A 25,667-nucleotide genomic window follows, 5' to 3' on the forward strand; every position below is an offset into this window, starting at 1 on the left:
ATTGGCGTCAAGATTCCTCAGCGCGACCGGAGTTGACGTTTCCTTTGCAGACGCAGGGCCCCACCGGAACAGTTCCGGCGGGGCCCTGGCCGAATGGGCTACTTGCCCGTGAACTTCTCGTACTCCTTCAGGACCTCTTCGGTCGGGCCGTCCATACGGAGTTCGCCGCGCTCCAGCCACAGGACGCGGTTGCAGGTGTCGCGGATCGACTTGTTGTTGTGGCTGACGAGGAACACGGTGCCGGCCTCCTTGCGCAGTTCCCGGATCCGCGCCTCGGAACGCTTCTGGAACGCGCGGTCACCGGTGGCCAGGGCCTCGTCGATCATCAGGACGTCGTGGTCCTTCGCGGCGGCGATGGAGAAGCGCAGGCGGGCCGCCATGCCGGAGGAGTAGGTGCGCATCGGCAGGGTGATGAAGTCGCCTTTCTCGTTGATGCCGGAGAAGTCGACGATGTCCTGGTAGCGCTCCTTGATCTCCTCACGGGACATGCCCATGGCGAGCCCGCCCAATATGACGTTCCGCTCGCCGGTGAGGTCGTTCATCAGGGCCGCGTTCACACCGAGGAGCGAGGGCTGGCCGTCGGTGTAGACCTTGCCCTTCTCGGCGGGCAGCAGGCCGGCGATGGCCCGCAGCAGCGTGGACTTGCCGGAGCCGTTGGAGCCGATCAGGCCGATGGCCTCGCCCCGGTAGGCGACGAAGGAGACACCCCGCACCGCGTGCACCTTGCGCACGCCGCGCTCCTCGCCGCGCTTGACGATCCGGCTGAGGGCGGCGGTGGCGCTGCCCTTGCCGGTCTTGGCGCCGTTGACGCGGTAGACGATGTGCAGTTCGTCCGCGATGACGGTCGGAACCAGTTCGGTCTGCTGCTCAGCCACGGCCGTACCTCTCCTCCGCCTTCCAGAAGTACACGAAGCCGCCGACGGCGAACAGCGCGGCCCAGCCGCCCGCGGCCGCCCACACGTGGTCGGGCAAATTCTCGGAGCCATAGCCGTCGATGAGTGCGAAGCGCATCAGGTCCATGAAGATGGCGGCCGGGTTCCACTGCAGGATGTTCGCCACCCACTGCGGCTTGTCCTCCAGCATGATCGGGATGGAGAACATCACACCGGACGCGTACATCCACGTACGCATCACGAACGGCATCAGCTGCGCCAGGTCAGGGGTCTTCGAACCGGCCCGGGCCATGATCAGGGCGAGGCCGGTGTTGAAGAGGAACTGCAGGACCAGCACCGGCACGATCAGCAGCCAGGACAGGTCCGGGTAGCTGCCGAAGCCGGCCGACACGGCGAACAGCACGATCATCGAGAACAGCAGTTGCTGGAGCTGCTGCAACGAGAAGGAGATCGGCAGGGAGGCGCGCGGGAAGTGCAGGGCGCGGACCAGTCCGAGGTTGCCGGAGATCGCGCGGACGCCCGCCATCACCGAGCTCTGCGTGAAGGTGAAGACGAACACACCCGTCACCAGGAACGGGATGTACACCTCGCGCGGCATGCCCCGGTCGGCCTCCAGGATCACGCCGAAGATGAAGAAGTACACGGCCGCGTTCAGCAGCGGTGTGACCACCTGCCACAGCTGTCCGAGCTTGGCCTGGCTGTACTGGGCGGTCAGCTTCGCCTGGGAGAAGGCCAGGATGAAGTGACGGCGTCCGAAGAGCTGGCGGACGTACTCCCCCAGTCCGGGCCGCGCGCCGCTCACGGACAGCCCGTACTTGGCGGCGAGCTGCCGCGGCGGGAGGCCCTCGTCGGGCGACGGAGGCGCACTCACCGCGACTCCACCGTCATGCGTTGTCTCACTCACAAGTGGAAACTTTCGTCTTCGAGATGCACAGCCTGTGCGGGCCTGGCATGAGCCGGGGCCGGGGTACGACCCGAATGATCTCAGGCCCGAACGCTCTCAGGAACGAGCTTGTCAGATGACGGGAGGTCGTCCCAGTCGCGTCAGCCGCCACACCGTACGCCACTTCATGGGCCGGCGGGGTCCGCACGGTGTGGTCCAGCCCTCCTTGAAACCGCCGAACCACGCCTTCAGTGCGGGCCGCGAAGGACGGCGCGCCAGCGTGAGCAGCAGCCAGACGCCCAGGTAGACGGGGACGAGGAGCGCGGGCAGGTTGCGGCGGGCCAGCCAGACCCGGTTGCGCGCGACCATGCGGTGGTAGACCGCGTGCCGCGAGGGCGCGGTCGTGGGGTGGTACAGCACCATGTCGGACCGGTAGTCGATCATCCAGCCCGCGTCGAGGGCCCGCCATGCCAGATCGGTTTCCTCGTGTGCGTAGAAGAATTCGTCCGGGAGCCCGCCGACTTCTTCGAAGACCTTCGTACGGACCGCGTTGGCGCCGCCGAGGAAGGTGGTGACCCGCGAGGAGCGCATCGGGTCGGCGGCGCGCAGCCGGGGGACGTGGCGGCGCTGGGTGACGCCGGTGTCCGGGTCGGCGATGCGGAAGCTGATGATGCCGAGCTCCGGGTCGGCCGCGAAGGCCGCACGGCACAGCTCGGCGGTGTCGTGGTGCGCGAGCAGTCCGTCGTCGTCGAGGAAGAGCAGGATGTCGACGTCGCGGCCACCGGGGCCGAAGGCCTCGATGCCGACGTTGCGGCCGCCGGGTATGCCGAGGTTCTCGGGCAGCTCGACGGTCCGTACGCCCTCGGGGACGTCCGGGACGGGCGAGCCGTTGCCGACGACGACCACCTCGACCCGGTCGCCGTCCTGCTTGGCGACCGAGTCGAGGAGGGCGCGCAGTTCGTCGGGCCGGTTACCCATGGTGATGATCACCGCGCCCACCTTGCCGGCCAGGGGTCCGGTCATCGCAGCCTGCTGGAGGCGAGGATGGACACGAGGTGCAGCACGGTCTGCAGCATCGCGATGCCGGCCAGCACCGCGACACCGAGCCGGGTGTAGAAGAGGTCGCCGCGCATCTGGTCCACGATCGCGAGGCCCAGGATCAGCAGGGACGCCTCGATGCCGAGGATCAGCCGGTGGAACTTGAAGGCGGCGGCGGCCCTGCGGGCCAGCGCCATGCCGGAGGAGCGCATCTCGGAGGCGGTCTCCTGGACCGGCGGCAGACCGCCCTGGTGGCGGGCGACACCGACGAGGTCGGTCTCGGCCTTGATCAGGATCGCGCCGAGGGCGGCCAGGGTGCCGAGGAAGGCCCACAGCCAGTCGATCCGCCCGCTGCCCCACAGGTCGGCGGCGCGCAGGCCGAAGCCGACGAGCACGGCGGCGTCGGTCAGGTAGGCGCCGACCCGGTCGAGGTAGACGCCGCCGAGCGAGTACTGCTGCTTCCAGCGCGCGACCTCGCCGTCGACGCAGTCCAGCAGCAGGTACATCTGGACGCACACCACGCCCAGCACGGCGCCCGCGATCCCCGGCACCAGCAGGGCCGGGGCCGCGAGCACGCCGAAGACGGTCATCAGGTACGTGAGCTGGTTGGGCGTGACCCTGGTGTTGACCAGGTAGCGGTCGACCCGCAGGGACACCTCACGCATGTAGAGGCGTCCCATCCAGTGCTCACCGCTGCGCCGGTCCTTCACCCCTGCGGGGTGGACGACCGGACGGAGTTCAGCTACCGATGGCCTTGACATAGTCGGCGTACGTGTCCTTGATCTGTTGGGTGGTGAGGTCGAGGTGTTCGAGGATCGTGTAGCGGCCGGGCCTGGTCTGCGGGGCGAACGCCACGGCCCGGACGAACTCGTCCACCGTGAAGCCGATCTCGTCCGGCGTCACCGGCAGCCCGTGCCGACGCAGCACCTCGGCCATGTACACCGACTCCTCGTGGGCCCCGCGCAGGTACATCGCGAAGGCCGCGCCCAGGCCGCACTGCTCGCCGTGGGCGGCGGCGCGCTTGGGGAAGAGCAGGTCGAAGGCGTGGTTGATCTCGTGGCACGCGCCGGAGGACGGGCGGGAGTCGCCCGACACCGACATGGCGATACCGCTGAGGACCAGCGCCTCGGCGAGCACCTGGAGGAAGTCGTTGTCCCCGATGCCGCCGGGGTGCCTCAGCACCGCCTCCCCGGCCTGGCGGGCCATCGCGGCGGCGAGCCCGTCGATCTTCTCGCCGTTGACACGGTTGGCGAGCTCCCAGTCCGCGATCGCCGAGATGTTCGACACGGCGTCGCCGATGCCGGCGCGTACGTAGCGGACCGGGGCCTCGCGGATGACGTCCAGGTCGATGACGACCGCGATCGGGTTCGGCACGCCGTAGGAGCCGCGGCCCGCGTCGTTGTCGAGGGTGGCGACCGGCGAGCACAGGCCGTCGTGGGCGAGGTTCGTCGGTACGGCGACCAGCGGCAGGCCGATGCGCGCCGCGGCGAACTTGGCACAGTCGATGATCTTGCCGCCGCCGAGGCCGACGACGGCGTCGTAGTGGCCGGCCTTTATCTCGCCGGCCAGCCGGATCGCGTCGTCGAGGGTGCCGCCGCCGACCTCGTACCAGGTGGCGCCGGGCAGGCTGGGGGCGATCCGCTCGCGCAGCTTGGCGCCGGAGCCGCCGCTGACGGCGACGGCGAGCTTGCCGGAGTGCGAGATGCGCTCGTCGGCGAGCACGCAGCCCAGGTCGTCGAGGGCACCCGGGCGGATGTCCACGACGACCGGCGAGGGGATGAGCCGGGTCAGTAGCGGCACGCGATCTCCCGTCCTCGCGCGAGGTCGTCGTGGTTGTCGATCTCGACCCACGGGACGTCACCGATCGGTGCGACGTCGATGCGGAAGCCGCGGCCCACGAGCTCCTGGTAGCCGTGCTCGTAGAACTGCTGCGGGTCGGTCTCCCACACGGTCTTCAGCGCGTCGCCGAGTTCGGCGGCCGCGTCGCCCTCGATGAGGGTGACGCCGATGTACTCGCCGGTGGCCTCGGCCGGGTCCATGAGCTTGGTGATCTTCTGGACGCCCTTGTCGGGGTCGACGACGACCTTCATCTCCTCGTCCGCGAGGGACTTCACGGTGTCGAGGGCGAGGATGATCTTCTTGCCGTCGCCGCGGGCGGCGAGCAGCGTCTTCTCGACGGAGACCGGGTGGACGGTGTCGCCGTTGGCGAGGATCACACCGTCCTTGAGAGCGTCACGGCCGCACCACAGGGAGTAGGCGTTGTTCCACTCCTCGGCCTTGTCGTTGTCGATGAGGGTGAGCTTGAGGCCGTACTTCTCCTCCAGCGCGGCCTTGCGCGCGTAGACGGCCTCCTTGCGGTAGCCGACGATGATCGCGACCTCGGTCAGGCCGATCTCGGCGAAGTTGCCGAGGGTGAGGTCCAGGACCGTCGGTTCGCCCTCTATGCCCGCGGGCCCCACCGGCACCAGCGCCTTGGGCAGGCTGTCGGTGTAGGGGCGCAGACGCCGTCCGGCGCCGGCCGCCAGCACGAGGCCGATCATGCGGGTTCTCCTTCATCGTGTACGGCGGGCGCGCCACCCTTGTGGGCGGCGACCCAGTAGCGGATGCTCTCGACGAGCACCACCAGGGCGACGGCCACGGCGAGGGCCGTGAGCGCCGCCGTGAACTGCGAGGCGGTGAGAAGCGCGGCGAGCACGGTGACAAGCAGCGTCCGCCCTTCGTGCCCCCCGATGGCGCGCACCAGCCAGGCCGGGGGCGCTCCGGCGTCGCCGCGGATGCGGTACACCGTGTCGTAGTGATGGTAGGCGACAGCCGCCACCAGCCCGAAAGCCGCAGGAAGGGCGCCGTTCACGTTCGCTTCGGCGGCGAGGATGAGGACGGTGCCGTATTCGGCGGCGCGGAAGAACGGAGGGATCAGCCAGTCGAGGGTGCGCTTGAGGGGGCGGGCGACGGCGGCTGCGCAGAAGAGGACATAGCCGACGGCACACAGGACGGTCTGCCAGCCCGCGCCCCAGAGCCAGGCCGAGCCGGTCACCAGGGCGGCACCGACGGTGGCGGCAAGGGAGGCGGAGCGGGCGTACGTCGCGCCGGGAAGACGCAAGACCAGTTCGACCAGCGGTCCGCTGTCCGCGAGGTCCGCCAGCGCCTTCGCCGCCCGGTCGGTGCGCTGCGCCTTGCGCGTCAGGGACCGCAGCAGCCGGCCCGCCGTGGTGTACGCCGCCGCGAAGGCGCAGCCGACGAGCAGGGCGTAGAAGGTGATCCGCGGTGTGGTGAACGCCGTGAGTACGGCGATCATGGCCCAGCGTTCGCCGATGGGCAGGACGATCATCCGGCGCAGCCAGACGGTCCAGCCGACGCTGTCGAGCTTGTCGGAGAGGGCGGCGGTGGGGCTGGTGTTGGCGGTGGCGTCGTGGTTGGCCTCGTTGAAGGAGAAGTCCACGATGTGCCGGCAGCTCTGCAGGACCATCGCGCCGAGGGCGAGGGCCCACACGTCGTCACCGCCGCGGGCCGCGCCGAGCGCGAGGCCCGCGTAGTAGGCGTACTCCTTGGCCCGGTCGAAGGTGGCGTCGAGCCAGGCGCCGAGGGTGGAGTACTGCAGGGAGTAGCGGGCGAGCTGGCCGTCGGTGCAGTCCAGTACGAACGAGGCGATCAGCAGGACGCCGGCGGCGACGTACCCGCCGCGGGTGCCGGTGGCCGCGCAGCCGGCCGCGATCAGCGCGGTGAGCAGGGAGGCGGTGGTGACCTGGTTGGGGGTCAGGCCGCGGCGTGCGCACCAGCGGGCGATGTAGCGCGAGTAGGGGCTGATGAAGTAGGTGGTGAAGAAGCCGTCGTGGGCCTTCACGGCCGACTTCAGGCGTACGGCCTCGTCGTCGACGGCGGCGACGGCCTGCCGTGCCTCGTTGCGGGCCTGCGGGTCGGCGGGGACGACGGCGACGAGGCGGCCGAGCGTGGGGCGGTGCACGGGGGCGCCGTCGGCGTCGAGGGCGGTGACGACGCGGTCGGCGAGGCTGTCGACGTCCGCCACGCTCGACTTCGCTCGCGCGGGGGCACCCCCATGGGCCGTGCCGCCGCTCGCGGAGTTCTCGCGGGCCATCGCGCGGGTCAGCGCCTGCCGGCCGGCCGCCTGCGCGGTCACGGCGCCGGGGATCGCGGCGAGCGGGAAGCGGGGGTCGGTGAGGGCGAGGCGAAGCGCATGCAGATGGCCGACGAAGCGGGCGTCGACCACGGCGACCCGCTGCTCGGTCGGCACCTGGGCGAGGAGCGTCTCCGCGTCCGTGGGGTCGGCGGCGGCCCGGACGTCGAAACCGAGGGACCGCAGATCCCCCTCGATCGACGATCCGGGGACCGGCTGACCGGTGAGGATGGCGGTCGGCAACCGAACTCACTCCCTGGGTCCCCGACGCGTCCGCGCCGGTCGTGTGCACGATGGGGGGCGCCCTTGGCTGCGCCAGACGTGATGGCTGCACCAGGTGGGCGGCGTGTCGGCAGAGGCTATCGGATGCCGGGAAGCAGGCGTTCACCGCCTGTTCATGGCACCGTTGACGGGGTTCGTACCCGGCCTTTGCCGAGATCATCATCGGTGATGCGCGGCCCGGCCCACAAACCGCGCCCCTTACACCTCGCATCCGGGACATTGCGCCCGCCTCGCGGGGGGCGACATAGGGTGGGCGACCATGACGTGGCTGATCACCGGCGGAGCCGGATACATCGGGGCCCATGTGGCACGGGCCATGGCCGGCGCCGGGGAGCGGGTCGTCGCGCTGGACGACCTGTCGGCGGGGGTTGCCTCGCGGCTGCCGGCGGACGTGCCGCTGCTGCGGGGCTCGTCGTCGGACGGCGACCTGGTGAAGCGGGTCCTCGCCGAGCACGCGGTCACGGGTGTGGTGCATCTCGCCGCGCGCAAGCAGGTCGCGGAGTCGGTGGCGCAACCCACGCGGTACTACCAGGAGAACGTGGGCGGCCTCGCCGCGCTGCTGGAGGCGGTCGCCGGGGCCGGGGTGGAGCGGTTCGTCTTCTCCTCCTCGGCTGCCGTGTACGGCAATCCCGATGTGGATCTCATCACCGAGGACACCCCGTGCGCGCCGGTGAACCCGTACGGCGAGACCAAACTCACCGGGGAGTGGCTGGTGCGGGCGGCGGGCCGGGCGCACGGCATCGCGACGGTGTGCCTGCGCTATTTCAACGTGGCGGGCGCGGCGGCGCCCGAGCTGGCCGACACCGGCGTCTTCAACATCGTCCCGATGGTCTTCGACCGGCTCACCCGCGACGAGGCCCCGCGGATCTTCGGCGACGACTATCCGACGCCGGACGGCACCTGTGTACGCGACTACATCCACGTCGCCGATCTCGCCGAGGCACACCTCGCGGCGGCCCGGCGGCTCGGCGAGCGCAGCGGTGACCTGACGGTGAACATCGGCCGTGGCGAGGGCGTCTCGGTACGGGAGCTGGTCACGATGATCGGCGAGGTCACCGGTGACCCGCGCCCCGCCCTGGTCGAGGCCCGGCGCCCGGGCGACGCCCCGCGGGCGGTCGCCTCGGCCGCGCTGGCCGCCGAGGAGCTCGGCTGGACGGCCCGCCGTGGGGTGCGCGAGATGGTCGAGTCGGCCTGGCAGGGGTGGCGGCTGCACCACGGCGGGTGAGCGCGCACCGCTCTGACCTGCGCTTCGTTCGGTGGTTCGTTCGGTGGTTCGCCCGTGGACCGTTCCGTGGTTCGTTTCCGCAGGTCAGGGCACATGACAACGGTGTTCAGTGCCGCGTTGCCCGATACCCCCCGCCCGTAGTTGACTGTGAGCCCGGAGACCACGGCGACACCTAGGAGGGCGGCTTCTCATGGGGGCTGGGCACGATCACGGACACGCGCACTCGCACGTGCCGACGGGCGGTACGGCGACGGCGGCCTACCGCGGTCGGCTCCGGGTCGCACTGTCGATCACGCTCACCGTCATGGTGGTCGAGATCGTCGGCGGGGTCCTCGCGGACTCGCTCGCGCTGGTCGCGGACGCGGCGCACATGGCGACGGACGCGCTCGGCCTGGGCATGGCCCTGCTCGCCATCCACTTCGCGAGCCGCCCACCGAGCGGGAACCGCACCTTCGGGTACGCCCGTGCCGAGATCCTCGCCGCGCTCGCCAACTGTCTGCTGCTGCTCGTGGCCGGCAGTTACGTCCTGTACGAGGCGATCCAGCGGTTCATCACGCCGGCCGGCACCGAGGGCGGTCTGACCATCGTGTTCGGCGCGATCGGCCTGGTCGCGAACATGATCTCGCTGACGCTGCTGATGCGCGGTCAGAAGGACAGCCTGAACGTGCGGGGCGCCTTCCTGGAAGTGGCCGCGGACGCGCTGGGCTCACTCGCGGTGATCCTCTCCGCGCTGGTCATCCTCGCCACGGGCTGGCAGGCCGCCGACCCGATCGCCTCGCTGGTGATCGGCCTGATGATCGTGCCGCGCACCTTCAAGCTGCTGCGCGAGACCCTCGACGTGCTGCTGGAGGCGGCCCCCAAGGACGTCGACATCGCGGAGGTACGGGCCCACATACTCGCCCTGGACGGCGTGCAGGACGTCCACGACCTGCACGCCTGGACGATCACCTCCGGCATGCCGGTGCTGTCCGCGCACGTCGTCGTGACCTCCGACGCGCTCAACGCCATCGGCCACGAAAAAATGCTGCACGAGTTGCAGGGCTGCCTCGGCGACCACTTCGACGTCGAGCACTGCACCTTCCAACTGGAGCCGAGCGGGCACGCGGAGCACGAGGCCCGGCTCTGTCACTGAGGGTGTCGTGATCACCGGCGGGACCACCACGGACGGTTCCCGGCCTGTCACGCAGGGCACGATCACCTATCGGGCCCTCTTCCGGCGCCGGCCCGGGTGACGCGCGCCGTGAAGTGCCGGGAGCGCCGGTTTCGTACGGCAGACTTGGGGCGCGAAGACCGATGCGAAGGATGGGTATGCCGATCACACCTGCCACCGCGACGCACAGCACGTCGAGCGGCACCGAGGACGCGATTTTGCTGGAACTCGTCGACGAGAACGGTGTGACGATCGGCACCGCGGAGAAGCTCTCCGCGCACCAGCCACCCGGGCAGTTGCATCGCGCGTTCTCGGTGTTCCTCTTCGACGAGCGGGGCCGGCTGCTGCTCCAGCAGCGGGCGCTCGGCAAGTACCACTCCCCCGGTGTCTGGTCCAACACCTGCTGTGGCCACCCCTACCCCGGTGAGGCGCCGTTCGCGGCGGCGGCGCGGCGGACGCACGAGGAGCTCGGGGTCTCCCCGTCGCTGCTCGCCGAGGCGGGCACGGTCCGCTACAACCACCCGGACCCGGACTCGGGCCTCGTGGAGCAGGAGTACAACCACCTGTTCGTGGGCATGGTGCAGTCCCCGCTGCGACCGGACGCGGAGGAGGTCGGCGCGACGGCCTTCGTCACACCGGCCGAACTGGCGGAACGCCACGCGAAGGACACGTTCTCGGCCTGGTTCATGACCGTCCTGGACGCGGCACGCCCGGCGGTGCGGGAGCTGACGGGGCCGTCGGCGGGCTGGTGACGGTGAGGGGCGCCGCGGGCTCACGGGCAGCGGGTGACCAGGCAGCGACCATGCCAAGCTCACGGGCGGTCCCGGCTCACGGGCGGTCCCGGCTCACGGGCGGTCCCGGCTTGCGGCCGGTCAGGTGACCACCGGCCACGGCCCCGGGCTCACGGGCCGGTGGGCTTGAGGGGCAGAGCGGCCCAGATCACCTTGCCGCCGGCCGCCGTGTGTTCGACGTCGCACACACCGCCCGCCTCGTGGGTGATCTCGCGCACCAGGAGCAGTCCGCGGCCGCCGGTGCGGCCGTGGTCGGCCTCCAGGGCCGTAGGACGGTAGGGGTGGTTGTCCTCTACGGACACCCGCACCCACTCCGCGCCGACGGCGACCTCCACGGCGAGCATCGGCGACAGCAGCGCCGCGTGCCGGACGGCGTTCGTCACCAGCTCCGAGACGATCAGCAGTAGCCCCTGGGCCAGGTCGTCCGAGACCGGCACTCCCTGGCGGTGGAGCAGGTCCCGTACCGCGTGTCGCGCCTGCGGGACCGAGGCGTCCGCGGCGGGGGCGGTGAACCGCCAGACACCTTCGTACGGCAGCGGCTGCGGCGGCCCGTGGTTCTCCATCGTCCGGTCGCCACCCTTGCGCTCGATTGTCACCACACGACGAGTGTTGGTACCGCGCGCCCCGACTCCCGAGAACTGAACAGAAGTCAGCAGATATCGAGCGTTTCTGACCACTGGCGTATGACACGGTCAGTTGTGGGACCACTCCTGTCCTGGCCACGCCGAGCTTGCGAACTCTTCGGGTTGTACGTCATCGGCCTTGTCACCGACCTTTGGACAGCCGGTCGGTGACCATGCCGACAACGCGCCGGCCGCCGAAGCCGGTGGCGATCAGGCCGAGCCCGTCGAAGAGCAGCGCGAGGGAGAAGAAGCAGCCGATGACGTACTTGCTGCTGCTCGGCCAGTTCGCCAGCACCAGGGCGCCCAGCAGCAGGTCGAAGGCGCCCAGGACGAGGGTCCAGCCGAACTGCGGGCCGCGCACCACGAGGCTGCCGACCACCCGGAAGAGGCCGGCGGCCAGGAACAGCAGGGCGGCGAACATGGTGAGGGCGGCGGCGGTCTCGTCGGGACTGCGGATGACCACCACGCCCGCGGCGATGTTCAGGGCCGCGACGACGGTCCCCAGCCAGAAGAAGTTGGTGCCGCGCGCCTGGACCGCGTGCAGCAGACCGACGATGCCGCCGATCAGCAGCAGCCAGCCGAAGAGGATCATCGACGTGAGGGTGGCGAGGCCGGTGTAGATCAGCCCGACGAGTCCCGCGACCACCAGGAGCACACCGAGTGCGCCGATCCAGCTGAAATCGCGCCGGAGCTTCTCCGTCTCGCCCTTGCGGCGGGTGGACGTGACCATGACCGCCTCCTCACGCCTCTTTGCCTTTGAGCCCTCTTTTGATCCCCTCTGTCCATCGTGCCGTAACTCACCTTGTCCTTCTTGATCGCGTCCACGGCCCTGCGGATAGCATCCGGCGCATGGAGCCGCAGCTGCTGCACAGCGTCACCGACTCGGTCGCCACCGTCGTCGTCCACCATCCGGCCAAGCGCAACGCCATGACGGCCACGATGTGGCGGGCGCTGCCCCCGCTCCTGGAGACGCTGGCCGCCGACCCGGACGTACGGGCTCTGGTGCTGACCGGCGAGGGCGACACCTTCTGCGCGGGGGCCGACATCTCCACGCTCCAGGGATCGCCGGAGGAGGCGCAGCGGCTGGCGGTGCTCGCCGAGGAGGCCCTCGCCGCCTTCCCGAAGCCGACGCTGGCGGCGATACGGGGGCACTGTGTGGGCGGCGGATCACAGCTCGCGGCGGCCTGTGATCTGCGGTTCGCCGAGGAGGGCGCGCTGTTCGGGGTGACCCCGGCGAAACTCGGCATCGTCTACCCGGCGTCCTCCACGCGGCGGTTGGCGTCGCTGGTGGGGCCTGCCACCACCAAGTACCTGCTGTTCTCCGGTGAGTTGATCGACGCGGGGCGGGCGCTGCGGACGGGTCTTGTCGACGAGGTACTGCCCGCCGGTGAACTCGGCAAGCGGATCGCGGAGTTCACGCGGATCCTGGTGAGCCGCTCGCAGCTGACGCAGGCCGCGGCGAAGGAGTTCGCCGACGGGCGCACCGACCGGGACGCGTACTGGGCCGCGCAGGCACGCGGCAGCGGCGACACCGCGGAAGGCGTCGCCGCGTTCCTTCAGCGCAGGCAGCCGCGCTTCACGTGGAGTGTGCCTACGTCAGGATGAAGCGGCTGGTGTCGCGGAACTGCTCGACGAGGTGCGCGGGCGCCTTGTCCGGGGAGCCGGCGTCGTAGGGCGGCTGCGGGTCGTACTCCGTGAGCAGCTGCACCGCCTGGGCGTGTTCGTCGCCGGCGATCGTGCCGAGAAGGGTGAGGCCCATGTCTATGCCCGAGGAGACGCCGGCGGCGGTGACGTACTTGCCGTCGAGGACGACCCGCTCCCCCGTCGGCTCGACGCCGAACTGCGTCAGCTGGTCCAGGGCCAGCCAGTGGGACGTGGCACGGCGGCCCCTCAGGAGACCGGCGGCGGCCAGCAGCAAGGAGCCGGTGCACACGGACGTCGTCCAGGCGCTGGTGGCGTCGGCGGCGCGCAGCCACTCCAGCAGGGTCTCGTTCCCCATCTGCGCGGTCTGCCCGGGACCACCCGGCACCACCACGATGTCGGGGCTCGGCACCTCGGCCAGAGCCTTGTCGGCCGTGATCGCGAGGGTTCCCGTGTCGGTGCGGACGGGTCCGGTCTCCTCAGCGACGAACACGGTCTGCGCGCCTGGGAGGCGGCCGAGGGTCTCATAGGGGCCGACGGCGTCGAGCGCGGTGAACCGGTCGAAGAGGACGATGGCTATCTGCACGGGTGAGGTCTCCTCTGGGTGGGTTCAGCTGGGCGGGCCCAGCTGGGCGGGTTGGGTGGACGGAGGCGAGCGCGGTGAGCGGGAGCGGGGTCAGTGGACGGGAGCGGTGTCAGCGGGGGCGGGAGCGGGATCCGCGGGCGGGAGTGGTGTCCGCGGGGGCGGGAGCGGGATCCGCGGACGGGAGCGGTGTCCGCGGGCGGGAGCGGGGTCAGTGGGCGGGTGCCGGGTGGAAGCGGCGGCGGTATTCGGCGGGGGACGAGCCGAGGGTTCTGGTGAAGGCGCGGCGCATGGCCTCCGGGGTGCCGTAGCCGCTGGCGCGGGAGATCTCCTCGATGCCGTCGGCCGTGTCCTCCAGGAGGCGGCGGGCGTGTTCGAGGCGGACGCGGTCGACGTAGCGGCCGGGGGTCATGCCGGTGTCGGCGAGGAAGGCGCGGGCGAAGTGGCGGGGTGAGAGGCGGGCGCGGGCGGCGAGCGCGTCGACGCTCAGGTCGGCGGCCGGGTGCTCGCTGATCCACTGCTGGACCTCGCGCAGCGGTTCGCGCCGGGCGGTCTGGGCGGCGAGCTGGGCGCTGAACTGGGCCTGGTTGCCGGGCCTGCGCAGGAAGACCACCAGATGGCGGGCGACGGTCAGCGCGGCGTCCCGGTTCAGGTCCTCCTCGACGAGGGCGAGCGCGAGGTCGATGCCGGAGGTGACGCCGGCCGAGGTGAGGACGGGCCCGTCGCGTACGTAGATGGGGTCGGGGTCGACCTCGACGGCCGGGTGGTCGCGGGCGAGCTTGTCGCAGTAGGCCCAATGGGTCGTGGCGCGGCGCCCGTCCAGCAGACCCGCCGCGGCCAGCAGGATCGCCCCGGTGCACACGGAGACGAGGCGTTCGGCGCGCGGGGCGTGCGTGCGCAGCCAGTCGGTGAGGCGCGGGTCGGGCAGGCGGGTGCCCTGGCCGCCGGGGACGAGGAGGATGTGCGGGGCGGCGACGTCCGTGAGCGCCTCGTCCGGTACGAGGGTCAGGCCGCTGGAGGTGCGTACCGGCGCGCCGTCCAGGGAGGCCGTGCGGACGCGGTATGTGCCCGGGGTGACATTCTCCGCGCCCGCGAAGACCTCCAGGGGGCCGGTGACATCGAGACTCTGGACGCCGTCGAAGAGGACGAAGAGAACGGTGCGCTGCGCCATGCCCTCGATTCTCGACGGGCCGGAGCATGGCCGCAATGACGGCCTTCCCACCTTTCCCGCCATACGAGGGGTAGCTCGACGCATGATCGGCCGCGGCCGAGGTACCCGAGCGTCGCCCGGCCCCGACGGCCGGCAGAGAAAGCGAATCGAAGCGAGGAAAGGGGAACTCCGTGTTCCGTGCGATCGCAGACGTGCTGCGCCAGATCGGTGGGGCGATAGCCACAGTGGTGACGCTCCCGTTCCGCGCCCTGGCCAGGCTGTTCGGCGGCGCCTCGTCCTCCGCCCACCGCGGACGGGCCTGACCCGCCGTGTCCCCGCCCTGATCCCCGAGTGTCGGTTCCGCCTGCCACAATTGCCGCGCAACCTCAGTGGAGAAGGCGGTACGGGATCGTGACGACACCCGGATCCATCGGGTCCATCAACGTAGGGTCCATCGAAGGCAGGATCGCCGAGGAGCTCGGCGTACGGGAGCGGCAGGTGAAGGCCGCTGTGGAACTGCTCGACGGCGGTTCCACGGTGCCCTTCATCGCCCGCTACCGCAAGGAAGCGACCGAGATGCTCGACGACGCGCAGCTGCGCACGATCGAGGAGCGGCTGCGCTACCTGCGGGAGCTGGAGGAGCGTCGGACGGCGATCCTGGAGTCGGTGCGCGAGCAGGGCAAGCTCACCGACGAGCTGGAGGCGCAGATCCGGGGTGCCGAGACCAAGGCGCGCCTGGAGGACATCTACCTGCCGTACAAGCCCAAGCGGCGCACCAAGGCGCAGATCGCGCGGGAGGCGGGGCTGGAACCGCTGGCGGAGGGGCTGCTCGGTGACCCGGGTGTGGACCCCCTCGCCGCGGCCGCCGCGTTCGTCGACGCCGACAAGGGCGTGGCCGATCCGCAGGCCGCCCTGGACGGCGCGCGGGCGATCCTCACCGAGCGGTTCTCGGAGGACGCCGACCTGATCGGCGAGGTCCGCGAGCGCATGTGGGTGCGGGGGCGGCTGGCGGCCAAGGTGCGGGAGGGCAAGGAGGAGGCCGGCGCCAAGTTCGCCGACTACTTCGACTTCGCCGAGCCGTTCACCGAGCTGCCCTCGCACCGCATCCTGGCGATGCTGCGCGGCGAGAAGGAGGAGGTCCTCGACCTCGTCCTGGAGCCGGAGGAGCCTTCGGAGCAGCCCGGCCCCTCGTCGTACGAGGCGATCGTCGCGTCGAGGTTCGGGATCGCCGATCGCGGCCGCCCGGGTGACAAGTGGCTGACGGACACGGTCCGCTGGGCCTGGCGCACCCGCATCCTCGTCCACCTCGGCATCGACCTGCGGCTGCGGCTGCGTACGGCCGCCGAGGACGAGGCGGTCAACGTGTTCGCGGCGAACCTGCGGGACCTGCTGCTGGCCGCCCCGGCGGGCACGCGCGCGACGCTGGGCCTCGACCCGGGCTTCCGTACGGGCGTGAAGGTCGCCGTGGTCGACGCGACCGGCAAGGTCGTCGCGACGGACGTGATCTATCCGCACGTCCCGGCCAACAAGTGGGACGAGGCGATCGCCAAGCTGGCGCGGCTCGCCAAGGAGCACGCGGTCGAACTGGTCGCGATCGGCAACGGCACGGCGTCCCGCGAGACGGACAAGCTCGCCGGTGAACTCATCACCAAGCACCCCGAGTTGAACCTCACCAAGGTGATGGTGTCCGAGGCGGGCGCGTCCGTGTACTCGGCCTCCGCCTTCGCCTCGCAGGAGCTGCCCGACATGGACGTGTCGCTGCGTGGCGCGGTGTCGATCGCGCGTCGGCTCCAGGACCCGCTGGCCGAGCTGGTGAAGATCGACCCGAAGTCGATCGGTGTCGGCCAGTACCAGCACGACCTGTCCGAGGTGAAGCTGTCACGCTCGCTGGACGCGGTGGTGGAGGACTGTGTGAACGGCGTGGGCGTCGACGTCAACACGGCGTCGGCCCCGCTGCTCGCCCGGGTCTCCGGGATCACCTCCGGTCTCGCCGAGAACATCGTGTCGCACCGCGACGCCAACGGCCCGTTCACCTCCCGCTCCCAGCTGAAGAAGGTGGCGCGGCTGGGTCCGAAGGCGTACGAGCAGTGCGCGGGCTTCCTGCGCATCCGCGGCGGCGACGACCCGCTGGACTCCTCCAGCGTGCACCCGGAGGCGTACCCGGTGGTGCGCCGGATGGTGAAGACGACGGGCCAGGAGGTGGCCTCGCTCATCGGCAACACGTCGGTGCTGCGCTCGCTGAAGCCGACCGAGTTCGTGGACGAGACGTTCGGTCTGCCGACGGTGACCGACATCCTCAAGGAGCTGGAGAAGCCCGGGCGCGACCCGCGGCCCGCCTTCAAGACGGCCACCTTCAAGGAGGGTGTCGAGAAGATCTCCGACCTGTCGTCCGGGATGGTCCTGGAGGGCGTGGTGACGAACGTGGCGGCCTTCGGCGCCTTCGTCGACGTCGGTGTCCACCAGGACGGTCTGGTGCACGTCTCGGCGATGTCGAAGACGTTCGTGAAGGACCCGCGGGACGTGGTGAAGCCCGGTGACATCGTCAAGGTGAAGGTCCTCGACATCGACATCCCGCGCAAGCGGATCTCGCTGACGCTGCGGCTGGACGACGAATCCGCTGCGCAGGGCGGCCGGCAGGGCGAGGGAGGCGAGCGGCGGCAGCGTGGCGGACGTCCGCCGCAGCAGCGGCAGGGCCGGGGCGGCGGTGGCGGCGGCGGTTCGCGCCAGGCGGCCCCGCCGGCCAACGGTGCGATGGCCGATGCTCTGCGCCGGGCGGGTCTGCTCGATCCGAAGAAGGGGCGCTGACGGCTCCGCCGGGGAGGCCGTGGAAGACCGTGGGGAGCTGCGGGCCGGTTGTGGCCGGCCGCGCCCCCGCGGCGGTGCCGCATATCGACACAGCCCCGCGTCCCTTCGGGGGCGCGTCCGAGCCTGGAGTGACGGCATGATCGCTTCACACGTCATCAGCTGGGACGTCACGGGGAGCAGGGGGTACGAGACCGCCTGGGTCGAGATCGGCGCCGAGGTTCTGCGGGCCCGCGGGCGGGCGGTCGGGACTACGCCGGAGCCGTACTGGATCTCGTACGAACTCGAGACCACCGTCGGCTTCGTGACGCGACGGTTGCGGGTGGCGGCCGAGACCGCCGACCGGACCCGCACGCTGGATCTACGGCACGACGGCCATGGCGGCTGGACGGCCGACGGCGTGCGGGTGCCGGAGGTCGAGGGTGCCCTCGACTGCGATCTGGGGCTGTGCCCGCTCACCAACACCATGCCGGTGCTGCGGCACCAGCTGCATCGGGTGCCCGGGGAGCGGGAGTTCCTGATGGCCTGGGTGTCGGTGCCGGACCTGGCCGTACGGCCGTCACCGCAGACCTACACCCATCTCGGGCGCGCCGGCGACGGCGGCGGACGGGTGCGGTACGCCTCCGGGGACTTCAGCAGCGATGTGGAGTTCGACGCGGACGGCCTGGTTGTGCAGTACCCGCAGCTGGCGCGGCGCCTGACGGCCGGTTAGCGCTCGGTGACCTTGCCGTCCGCCACCTCCAGGCGGCGCGTGACGTGGACCGCGTCCAGCATGCGGCGGTCGTGGGTGACGAGCAGGAGCGTGCCCTCGTAGGCGTCGAGGGCCGACTCCAGTTGCTCGATGGCCGGCAGGTCGAGGTGATTGGTGGGCTCGTCGAGGACGAGGAGGTTGACGCCTGCGCCCTGGAGCAGCGCCAGGGCCGCGCGGGTGCGCTCGCCCGGTGAGAGCGTCGCCGCAGGGCGCAGCACGTGTTCCGACTTGAGGCCGAACTTGGCCAGCAGGGTGCGTACCTCGACGGGTTCCGTGTCCGGGACGGCGGCGCAGAAGGCGTCCAGCAGTGCCTCCGGGCCGTGGAAGAGCTTGCGGGCCTGGTCGACCTCGCCGACCAGCACGCCCGAGCCGAGGGCCGCGTGTCCCGCGTCCAGGGGGACGCGGCCGAGGAGGGCGCCGAGCAGGGTCGACTTGCCGGCGCCGTTGGCGCCGGTCACCGCGACCCGGTCGGCCCAGTCGATCTGCAGGGACACCGGGCCGAAGGTGAAGTCGCCGCGCCGTACCTCAGCGTCCCGCAGGGTGGCCACGACGGCGCCCGAGCGTGGGGCCGACGCGATCTCCATGCGCAGCTCCCACTCCTTGCGCGGCTCGTCGACCACGTCCAACCGCTCGATCATGCGCTGGGTCTGCCGGGCCTTCGCCGCCTGCTTCTCGCTGGCCTCGCTGCGGAACTTGCGGCCGATCTTGTCGTTGTCGTTGCTCGCCTTGCGACGGGCGTTCTTGACGCCCTTGTCCATCCAGGAGCGCTGCATCTGGGCGCGGTCCGCGAGGGCGGCGCGCTTGTCGGCGTACTCCTCGTAGTCCTCGCGGGCGTGCCGACGGGCCACGTCCCGCTCCTCCAGGTAGGCCTCGTAGCCGCCGCCGTAGAGGTTGGTCTGCCCCTGGGCGAGGTCGAGTTCGAGGATCTTGGTGACCGTGCGGGTGAGGAACTCGCGGTCGTGACTGACGACGACGGTGCCGGCGCGCAGGCCGCTCACGAAGCGTTCGAGGCGCTCCAGGCCGTCGAGGTCGAGGTCGTTGGTGGGCTCGTCGAGCAGGAAGACGTCGTAGCGGGAGAGCAGCAAGGAGGCGAGTCCGGCGCGGGCCGCCTGGCCGCCGGACAGGGAGGTCATCGGCTGGTCGAGGTCCACGCCGAGGCCCAGCGAGTCGGCGACCTCCTCCGCCCGCTCGTCGAGGTCGGCGCCGCCGAGCCCGAGCCAGCGCTCCAGGCTGGTCGCGTACGCGTCGTCGGCGCCCGGCGCCCCGTCGACGAGGGCCTGCGTCGCCTCGTCCATCACCCGCTGTGCCTCGGCGACGCCCGTGCGACGCGCGAGGAACTCCCGCACGGTCTCCCCCGGCCGCCGCTCCGGCTCCTGCGGCAGATGTCCCACGGTCGCCGTCGGCGGGGAGAGCCTGAGCTCCCCCTCCTCCGGCACGGTGAGCCCGGCGAGCAGCTCCAGCAGGGTGGACTTCCCCGCCCCGTTGGCACCGACCAGCCCGATCACGTCCCCGGGCGCGACAACGAGGTCGAGCCCGGAGAACAGGGAGCGGTCACCGTGCCCGGCGGCGAGGTTCTTGGCGACGAGGGTGGCAGTCATCAGGGGGCGATCCTAATGGCCGCCCGGCGCCGCCCGCGCCGGGGTTTCCACCGAGCCGCCACCCCACCGCCCCGGGGAGCCCCCAACGCGCCCCGCCCGCCCGACCGCTGCCGCCCACGCCATGGGCCCCGAGCGCACCGCCTCCTCCCTGCCCGCGCGCTCCACGCACCACCACCCCTGCCAGGGCCTCAGCGAGCCATCGCGCCACCCCCGCCGCCCCACCCGGGCACGACGTCGGGATCCGGGTGGCTCACGCCGGCGCACCTCCGTCCCGGAGTCCGGGCGCTGCTCCCGCGCTCCCAAGGCACCGCCGCCCACCACTGCCCCCGCCGGGGCCTCAGCGCGTCATCGCCCCCACCAGGACGCTCCCGGTAGTCCGTGCCACGACGAAGGACTCGCCCTTCAGCGCCTTGGGGTCCAGGGGGATGCGGTGGTGGCCCGGTTCGAGGACGGCGTCGAAGAGGTCGTGGGTGTGGGTGCGGGAGAGACGGTCGAGGCGGTAGGTGGTGATGCGGACGCGGCAGGGGGAGGTGACCTCGATGGCGGCGGCGCCGTCGGAGGCGACGAGGTCGAGGAGGCGGCGTTGTTCGGGGGGTCGGCGGTCGAGGGCGTTCTCGATCTGGGCGACCAGGAGGGCGACGATGGGGGCGAGGCCGTCGACGTAGGCGACGTCGACTCCGGCGCGGGTGAAGGAGTGGCGGACTGCGGCGCGTTCCTCCTCGCCGATGGCGCGGCCGAAGGCGACGGCGCCGTAGGCGCGCAGTTCGTCGGCGGGGACGTCGTTCGCGTCGTGGGCGATGTCGGCACCGATGCCGATGGTGCGCAGTGCCGCCGCCAGTTTGGCGAGGACGGCGACCCGGGCTCCGATCAGCAGGACACGGCGGCGGTCGGTGGTGGGGGCGGTGTCGTCGAGCAGGGCGCCCAGGGACGCGCGGTACTCGTCGCCGCGGAAGCGGAAGGGGCCGAGGCCGTGGTAGCCGTTGAGGTCCAGGTCGGCGTGTTCGTCGGTCTGCCAGGCGAAGTCCCGCCAGACGTAGTCTTCGCCGTGGCGCTCGATGAGGGCGGTGACCGCTCCGCAGCCCAGGTCCTCGCACTCGGGGCAGCCGTAGACGACGTAGCGTCCGCCGGGCAGTGGCGGGTCGGCCTCCAGCAGCAGGGCGCGGACCTGCGCGGTGAAGATCGCGGGTGGTACGTCGGAGGCGAGCGGGGAGACGGCGTCCAGGTCGGAGAGGCGGAACAGCAGCGGGCGCCCGTCGACGATGAAGTCCAGGAAGTCCCGGTGGACCTGGACGGCACCGTCCGCGAGAACTCCACCGGCACGCATCGCCGGTGCCAGGCCGAAGGTCGCGTACTCGGCAGACATGCTGTGAGTATCCCCAGGAAGGGGGCGAGGTGAGCACGGCATGACGTATTCCGCTAACGTCCCGGCGTGGCGAACGAACAAAGTGGCGACGTGGTGGTCGTCGGCGGGGGCGTCATCGGTCTGACGACGGCCGTCGTGCTGGCGGAGCGCGGCAGGCGGGTGCGGGTGTGGACGCGGGACCCGGTGGAGCGGACCACCTCGGCGGTCGCCGGTGCGCTGTGGTGGCCGTACCACATCGACCCGATCATCTCGGCACGGGCGTGGGCCCTGCGATCCCTCGACGTGTACGAGGAGTTGGCGGCCCGTCCGGACGAGACCGGTGTACGCATGGTCGAAGGGGTGCTGGGCGAGACGGAGCTGGACGAGGTCCTCGGGTGGGCGGCTGCCCGGCTGCCGGGGGTGCGGGTGTCGTCGGCCGACGAGTACGCGGGGGCGGGCACATGGGCGCGGCTGCCACTCATCGACATGCCGGTCCATCTGTCGTGGCTGCGGGAGCGGTTGCTGGCGGCGGGCGGCACGGTCGAGGAGCGCACGGTCGCCGCTCTCCCGGAGGTCGCGGCGCCCGTGGTGGTCAACTGCACCGGGCTGGATGCCCGGAATCTGGTGCCGGACCCGTCCGTGTGGCCGGTGCGCGGGCAGTTGGTCGTCGTGGAGAACCCCGGGATCCGTACGTGGCTCGTCTCCACCGCCCCGGACGGCTCGACGGCGTACTTCTTCCCGCAGCCCGGGCGACTGGTGCTCGGCGGGACCGCGGACGACGACGCCTGGTCGCTGGAGCCGGACCCGGAGGTGGCCGAGGCGATCGTGCGGCGGTGCGCGGCACTGCGGCCCGAGATCGCCGGGGCGCGGGTCCTGGAACACCGGGTGGGGCTGCGGCCCGCACGGCCGACGGTCCGCCTGGAGCGCGAAGTGCTGCCGGACGGGCGGGCGTTGGTGCACAACTATGGGCACGGCGGGGCGGGGGTGACGGTGGCGTGGGGCTGCGCGGAGGAGGCGGCCCGGCTGGCCGCCCCCTCCTGAGTCACTGACTTTCCGGCGGCCCGGGACGCAGGCGAGGCCCGCGTGCCCTACTGGCCCGGGACGCGGTCCGCTCCCTTCGGCGCCTCTACGCCGTCCAGGGCCCTGGCCCCGGCAGTGGCCGGCCGTGTTCCGGACGTGGCGCGGGCGAAGGCGTCGGTGCCGCCGACGAACGGGACCTTGGCGGAGGTGCGGGACAGGTCGAGGGTGAGGGTCGGAGTCGTGGACGGGGGATCGATGAGGTCCTTGTCCGTGCCCGCGACGATCAGCGCGAGGCGGTGACCCCGGGGGACGACGTGGTCGGTGGCGGCCAGGTCGAGGGTGATGGTGTACGCCTTGCCCGGGGTGAGCGGCTCGCCCTCGAGGTCGGAGGCGTGGTTGCCGAGGTCGGCCCAGCCGCGGCTGACGATCGTGTAGTCGACGTCGGCCGTCTTGGCCCGCGTCTCCTTGAAGCACGCGCTGTCACCCGCCGTGCTCGCTCCCCAGCAGGAGCGGTCCGTGAGGGTGGTGATGCCCTCGGCGGTGTCGGCGTAGTCGCGGATGGTGTCGGGGCCCAGGTCGACGAGGACGGCACTCAGGTGGGCCGTCGAGGTGCTGGGGGTCGCGGTGACGGTGACCTTGGAGGAGCCGGACAGGCGCAGGTCCCGGGTGAGGGGACCGGTGGTGAAGCCGGCCTTGTCGGAGGTCGGGGTGTCGATCCGGGCGGCCCAGTCGGTCTCGGCGAGCCGTGGGTCGTCGGTGAAGGTCTCGGTGCCCCTGGCCCTGCTCAGGCCGAGGGTGCCGACGCCCGGCTGGGCGCCACGGGCCGGGCGCAGGGTGGTGGTGTCCGTACCGTGCGGCGGCCAGGCCTTGGAGGTGACCCACTGGTCGGGGTGGCGTTCGAGGTCGGCCATGGGTGCGCGGTCGATGCCGTTGTCGTAGCCGAGGAGTTCGTGGTCGAACCAGCGGTGCAAGGTGTCGACCCAGGTGGCACGGCGGAAGTCGAAGGGGTCGACGTGGCCGGTCTGGGAGAGCCAGATCTTGCGCTCGACGCCGTTCTTCGCGAGGGCGTCCCACCACTGGCCGAAGTGCTTGGCGCGCACGTTGAGGTCCTGCAGGCCGTGGATCAGGAAGACGCTCGCCTTCACCTTGGAGGCGTCCTTGACGTAGTCGCGCTCGGTCCACAGGCGGGTCCACTCGCCGGTGCGCGGGGCACCCTCGACGAGCTTGCGCTGGACGGCGGCGCACTCGGCGCGGGCCTCGGGGCTCTCGACGCGGTCGGACAGCCAGTCGGGGCCGGAGTCGTACAGCGGGGCGCCCTTGGCGAAGTAGTAGTCGTACCAGGAGGAGATCGCGCTGATCGGGACGATGGTCTTCAGGCCCTTGACCCCGGTGGCGGCGACGCCGTTGGCGATGGTGCCGTCCCAGCTCTTGCCGATCATGCCGGTACGGCCGTTGCTCCAGGTCGCCTTGGCGCGTGTGGTGCCGGTGCGGGTCGTGTACGCCTTGGCGCGGCCGTTCAGCCAGTCGACGACGGCCTTGGCGGACTGGATGTCGGAGCGCCCGCCGACGTCGACGCAGCCGTCGGAGCGGTTGGTGCCGGAGAGGTCGACGGCGACGAAGGCGTAGCCGCGGGGCACGAAGAAATTGTCGTAGAAGAGCGGAGCCTGGATGACGTTGCCGGCGGCGTCGTACGTCTTCTTCTGGCTCTCGTTGCCGCGGCCGCAGCAGGAGTAGTAGGGGCTGGCGTCCATGATGACCGGGATCTTCCGGCCCAGCTGGGCGGGTTCGCGCGGGCGGACGATGTCGGCGGCGACCCGGTCGGCGCTGCCGTCGCCGTCGGCGTCGAGGCCGGTGTCCACCCAGACGGCCTCGCGGACGGCGTTGTCGTAGGAGTAGACCGGTCGGCTCTCCCTCGGGCCGGCCTGGGCGGTCGCGGGGGCGAGGAGGGCGGCGGCCAGCGCGGTGACGGCCGCGGTCGCGAGCGTTCTCCAGGTCGTTAAGCGCGTGCGTTTCGGCATGCGCGGGACGGTACAGGGGTCAACTCCCGGGCAGAAGAGGGCAACGGGACGTGTCCTGAGGCCTGACGGAGTGGTGTGTCCATGACGGCCGAATGGCGATCGTGTGACAGCGGTGGTGATGGACACGCGTGGGGGCACAGGGAGTCAATAGGCTTCGAACTGACCTTCTGCCCCAACGACTTGGAGCTTTCGTGCACCGCAGATTCATCGCGCCGGGCGCACTCGCTACGGCTTCCCTGTTGCTGGCGATCCCGGCATCGGCCGCGAGCCACACCCCTGGCGCGCCGGGCATCGGCGACCCCTACTACCCGGACTACGGCAACGGCGGATACGACGTCTCCCACTACGACCTGCGGCTGAAGTACCAGCCCGCCACGGACGAGCTGGAGGGCACCGCGACGCTGCTGGCCCGCACGACGCAGGACCTGTCGCGATTCGATCTGGACTTCCTGCTGGACGTCGAGGAGGTCCGGGTCAACGGCGCGAAGGCGTCGTTCACCACCTCGGGTGAGCACGAGCTGGAGATCACGCCGAAGACGCCGCTGGACAAGGGCACGGCCGTCACCGTCGTGGTGCGCTACAGCGGGGTGCCGTCGTCGAAGCAGGCGTACGGCTTCACGAGCTGGCACCGCACTCCGGACGGCGGGGTCGCCGCGAACGAGCCCGAGGCGGCCTGGTGGTGGTTCCCGAGCAACGACCACCCGCTCGACAAGGCCACCTACGACGTGTCGGTGCTGGTCCCCGACGGTTCGCAGGCCATTTCCAACGGCACGCTGCAGTCCACGAGTTCCCGGCTCGGGTGGACCCGTTACAACTGGCGGTCCAACAAGCCGCAGGCCACCTATCTGGCCACGCTCGCGGTGGGCAAGTTCGACGTCACCACCCAGACGACCGAGAGCGGCATCCCGGTCGTCAACGCCTACAGCAAGGACCTGGGGGACAACTACGGGGCGGCGCGGGCGAGCATCGAGCGTACCGGTGAGATCGCAGACTGGCTGACCGAGTACTTCGGGCCGTACCCCTTCAACGCGCTGGGCGGGTACGTGCCGAACACGACCACCGGGTACGCGCTGGAGACGCAGACCCGGCCGTACTACAGCCCGCGGCAGTTCGCGAACGGGACGAACACCTCCGTGGTCGTGCACGAGTTGGCCCACCAGTGGTACGGCGACCTCGTGTCCGTCTCCCAGTGGAAGGACATCTGGGTCAACGAGGGCTTCGCGCGGTACGCGCAGTGGCTGTGGTCCGAGCACGAGGGCGAGGGCACGGCCCAGGAGCTCGCCGACTACGTGTACGCCTCGCACCCGGCCGACGACCCGTTCTGGACGGTCAAGCCCGGTGACCCGGGTCCGGAGAACCAGTTCGACATCGCGGTCTACGACCGGGGCGCGCTGGCCCTGCAGGCGCTGCGCAACGAGATCGGCGACGAGGCGTTCTTCACCCTGCTGAAGGGCTGGCCCAAGAAGCACGCGTACGGCAACGCGTCGGTCGCCGACTTCCGGAAGTACGCCGAGGCGGTCTCCGGGCAGCAGTTGGGCGCCCTGTTCGACACCTGGCTGTTCCAGGTGTCGAAGCCGAGCGCTCCGGCGGCGCGGGAGGCGTCCGTCTCGGCGCGCTCGCTGGGAACGCCGGGTGCTCCCGCCCAGCCCCGGTCCTGGAAGAAGATCGCGCAGACGAACGACGTGCACGAGCACTGACGCGCTGCGTCCCGCACGGCGGTGCACGGTGGGCCCATGCGGATGCGT

At 71.3% G+C, this 25,667-nt stretch carries 23 protein-coding genes; 9 read left to right on the forward strand and 14 right to left on the reverse strand.

The genetic code is table 11. The features are described from left to right. Positions 1–98: 98 nt before the first annotated feature. The 7 genes from AC067M_RS29060 to AC067M_RS29090 all read right to left on the reverse strand — a co-directional run bounded on the left by AC067M_RS29060 (position 99) and on the right by AC067M_RS29090 (position 7,189). Positions 99–875, reverse strand: a complete 777-nt coding sequence (locus AC067M_RS29060; RefSeq protein ID WP_478699995.1) for an ABC transporter ATP-binding protein — start codon at positions 873–875, stop codon at positions 99–101. Continuing rightward, positions 868–1,797 (reverse strand): ABC transporter permease, encoded by a 930-nt coding sequence (locus AC067M_RS29065; RefSeq protein ID WP_478699996.1) that lies wholly within the window; start codon positions 1,795–1,797, stop codon positions 868–870. Before AC067M_RS29065 ends, AC067M_RS29060 begins: the two co-directional genes overlap by 8 nt. Before the next feature lie 111 nt (positions 1,798–1,908). Further along, entirely contained in the window at positions 1,909–2,799 is an 891-nt protein-coding gene (locus AC067M_RS29070; protein WP_478699997.1) for a glycosyltransferase family 2 protein, read from the reverse strand. Continuing rightward, positions 2,796–3,575: a CDP-alcohol phosphatidyltransferase family protein gene (locus AC067M_RS29075; protein ID WP_478699998.1), complete on the reverse strand. Its 780-nt coding sequence runs from the start codon at positions 3,573–3,575 to the stop codon at positions 2,796–2,798. The genes AC067M_RS29070 and AC067M_RS29075 overlap by 4 nt, the downstream gene beginning before the upstream one ends. Then, complete coding sequence (locus tag AC067M_RS29080; RefSeq protein ID WP_478699999.1) at positions 3,553–4,614, reverse strand: iron-containing alcohol dehydrogenase family protein; 1,062 nt, start codon at positions 4,612–4,614, stop codon at positions 3,553–3,555. The genes AC067M_RS29075 and AC067M_RS29080 overlap by 23 nt, the downstream gene beginning before the upstream one ends. Continuing rightward, positions 4,602–5,354, reverse strand: coding sequence for a phosphocholine cytidylyltransferase family protein (locus AC067M_RS29085; protein WP_478700000.1), 753 nt, complete (start codon positions 5,352–5,354; stop codon positions 4,602–4,604). Before AC067M_RS29085 ends, AC067M_RS29080 begins: the two co-directional genes overlap by 13 nt. Then, on the reverse strand, positions 5,351–7,189 hold the full coding sequence (locus AC067M_RS29090) for a DUF5941 domain-containing protein (protein WP_478700001.1): 1,839 nt from the start codon (positions 7,187–7,189) through the stop codon (positions 5,351–5,353). The genes AC067M_RS29085 and AC067M_RS29090 overlap by 4 nt, the downstream gene beginning before the upstream one ends. A gap of 298 nt (positions 7,190–7,487) precedes the next feature. On the opposite strand from AC067M_RS29090, the gene galE reads away from it, so the two are divergent. The 3 genes from galE (at position 7,488) to idi (ending at position 10,355) form a co-directional block, all read left to right on the forward strand. Continuing rightward, positions 7,488–8,453, forward strand: a complete 966-nt coding sequence (gene galE / locus AC067M_RS29095) for a UDP-glucose 4-epimerase GalE (RefSeq protein ID WP_478700002.1) — start codon at positions 7,488–7,490, stop codon at positions 8,451–8,453. Between the two features lie 190 nt (positions 8,454–8,643). Further along, on the forward strand, positions 8,644–9,585 hold the full coding sequence (locus tag AC067M_RS29100; RefSeq protein ID WP_478700003.1) for a cation diffusion facilitator family transporter: 942 nt from the start codon (positions 8,644–8,646) through the stop codon (positions 9,583–9,585). Between the two features lie 176 nt (positions 9,586–9,761). Next, on the forward strand, positions 9,762–10,355 hold the full coding sequence (gene idi, locus AC067M_RS29105; RefSeq protein WP_478700004.1) for an isopentenyl-diphosphate Delta-isomerase: 594 nt from the start codon (positions 9,762–9,764) through the stop codon (positions 10,353–10,355). Positions 10,356–10,504: 149 nt separating this feature from the next. Here idi and AC067M_RS29110 read toward each other — a convergent pair whose 3' ends face one another. Both AC067M_RS29110 and AC067M_RS29115 read right to left on the reverse strand, forming a co-directional pair. Then, positions 10,505–10,993 carry an ATP-binding protein gene (locus AC067M_RS29110; protein WP_478700005.1) on the reverse strand — a complete coding sequence of 163 codons (489 nt, stop codon included), beginning with the start codon at positions 10,991–10,993 and terminating at the stop codon, positions 10,505–10,507. A 166-nt stretch (positions 10,994–11,159) separates the two neighbouring features. Next, a complete protein-coding gene (locus AC067M_RS29115; protein ID WP_478700006.1) occupies positions 11,160–11,747 on the reverse strand; it encodes an HdeD family acid-resistance protein in 588 nt (195 codons plus the stop codon). A 119-nt stretch (positions 11,748–11,866) separates the two neighbouring features. On the opposite strand from AC067M_RS29115, the gene AC067M_RS29120 reads away from it, so the two are divergent. Next, on the forward strand, positions 11,867–12,622 hold the full coding sequence (locus tag AC067M_RS29120; RefSeq protein WP_478700007.1) for an enoyl-CoA hydratase/isomerase family protein: 756 nt from the start codon (positions 11,867–11,869) through the stop codon (positions 12,620–12,622). On the opposite strand, the gene AC067M_RS29125 is transcribed toward AC067M_RS29120, so the two are convergent. Both AC067M_RS29125 and AC067M_RS29130 read right to left on the reverse strand, forming a co-directional pair. After that, positions 12,609–13,244: a DJ-1/PfpI family protein gene (locus AC067M_RS29125; protein WP_478700008.1), complete on the reverse strand. Its 636-nt coding sequence runs from the start codon at positions 13,242–13,244 to the stop codon at positions 12,609–12,611. The genes AC067M_RS29120 and AC067M_RS29125 overlap by 14 nt on opposite strands. Positions 13,245–13,452: 208 nt before the next feature. Continuing rightward, a complete protein-coding gene (locus tag AC067M_RS29130; protein WP_478700009.1) occupies positions 13,453–14,412 on the reverse strand; it encodes a GlxA family transcriptional regulator in 960 nt (319 codons plus the stop codon). Between the two features lie 170 nt (positions 14,413–14,582). Here AC067M_RS29130 and AC067M_RS29135 point away from each other — a divergent pair, with 170 nt between their 5' ends. From AC067M_RS29135 to AC067M_RS29145, 3 genes are all read left to right on the forward strand, one after another. Then, the gene (locus AC067M_RS29135) at positions 14,583–14,714 is read left to right on the forward strand and encodes an LPFR motif small protein (protein WP_267882529.1); all 132 of its coding nucleotides are present in this window, start codon (positions 14,583–14,585) and stop codon (positions 14,712–14,714) included. A gap of 88 nt (positions 14,715–14,802) precedes the next feature. Beyond that, positions 14,803–17,196 (forward strand): Tex family protein, encoded by a 2,394-nt coding sequence (locus tag AC067M_RS29140; RefSeq protein WP_478700010.1) that lies wholly within the window; start codon positions 14,803–14,805, stop codon positions 17,194–17,196. Positions 17,197–17,332: 136 nt separating this feature from the next. Beyond that, positions 17,333–17,905 carry a putative glycolipid-binding domain-containing protein gene (locus AC067M_RS29145; RefSeq protein WP_478700011.1) on the forward strand — a complete coding sequence of 191 codons (573 nt, stop codon included), beginning with the start codon at positions 17,333–17,335 and terminating at the stop codon, positions 17,903–17,905. Here AC067M_RS29145 and AC067M_RS29150 read toward each other — a convergent pair. Together AC067M_RS29150 and AC067M_RS29155 are read right to left on the reverse strand one after the other, a co-directional pair. After that, positions 17,902–19,542 carry an ABC-F family ATP-binding cassette domain-containing protein gene (locus AC067M_RS29150; RefSeq protein ID WP_478700012.1) on the reverse strand — a complete coding sequence of 547 codons (1,641 nt, stop codon included), beginning with the start codon at positions 19,540–19,542 and terminating at the stop codon, positions 17,902–17,904. The two genes, AC067M_RS29145 and AC067M_RS29150, sit on opposite strands and share 4 nt — an antisense overlap. A 337-nt stretch (positions 19,543–19,879) precedes the next feature. After that, entirely contained in the window at positions 19,880–20,905 is a 1,026-nt protein-coding gene (locus AC067M_RS29155; protein WP_478700013.1) for an oxidoreductase, read from the reverse strand. Positions 20,906–20,971: 66 nt separating this feature from the next. Here AC067M_RS29155 and AC067M_RS29160 point away from each other — a divergent pair, with 66 nt between their 5' ends. Next, entirely contained in the window at positions 20,972–21,925 is a 954-nt protein-coding gene (locus tag AC067M_RS29160) for an FAD-dependent oxidoreductase (RefSeq protein WP_478700014.1), read from the forward strand. A 47-nt stretch (positions 21,926–21,972) separates the two neighbouring features. Here the strand turns inward: AC067M_RS29160 and AC067M_RS29165 are convergent, their stop codons facing one another. After that, positions 21,973–23,922 carry a Xaa-Pro dipeptidyl-peptidase gene (locus AC067M_RS29165; RefSeq protein WP_478700015.1) on the reverse strand — a complete coding sequence of 650 codons (1,950 nt, stop codon included), beginning with the start codon at positions 23,920–23,922 and terminating at the stop codon, positions 21,973–21,975. Positions 23,923–24,113: 191 nt separating this feature from the next. Between AC067M_RS29165 and AC067M_RS29170 the strand changes: the two genes are divergently transcribed. Beyond that, entirely contained in the window at positions 24,114–25,619 is a 1,506-nt protein-coding gene (locus tag AC067M_RS29170) for a M1 family metallopeptidase (RefSeq protein WP_478700016.1), read from the forward strand. Positions 25,620–25,667: the final 48 nt, after the last annotated feature.

The sequence above is a fragment of the Streptomyces sp. NPDC043427 genome (assembly GCF_056436655.1).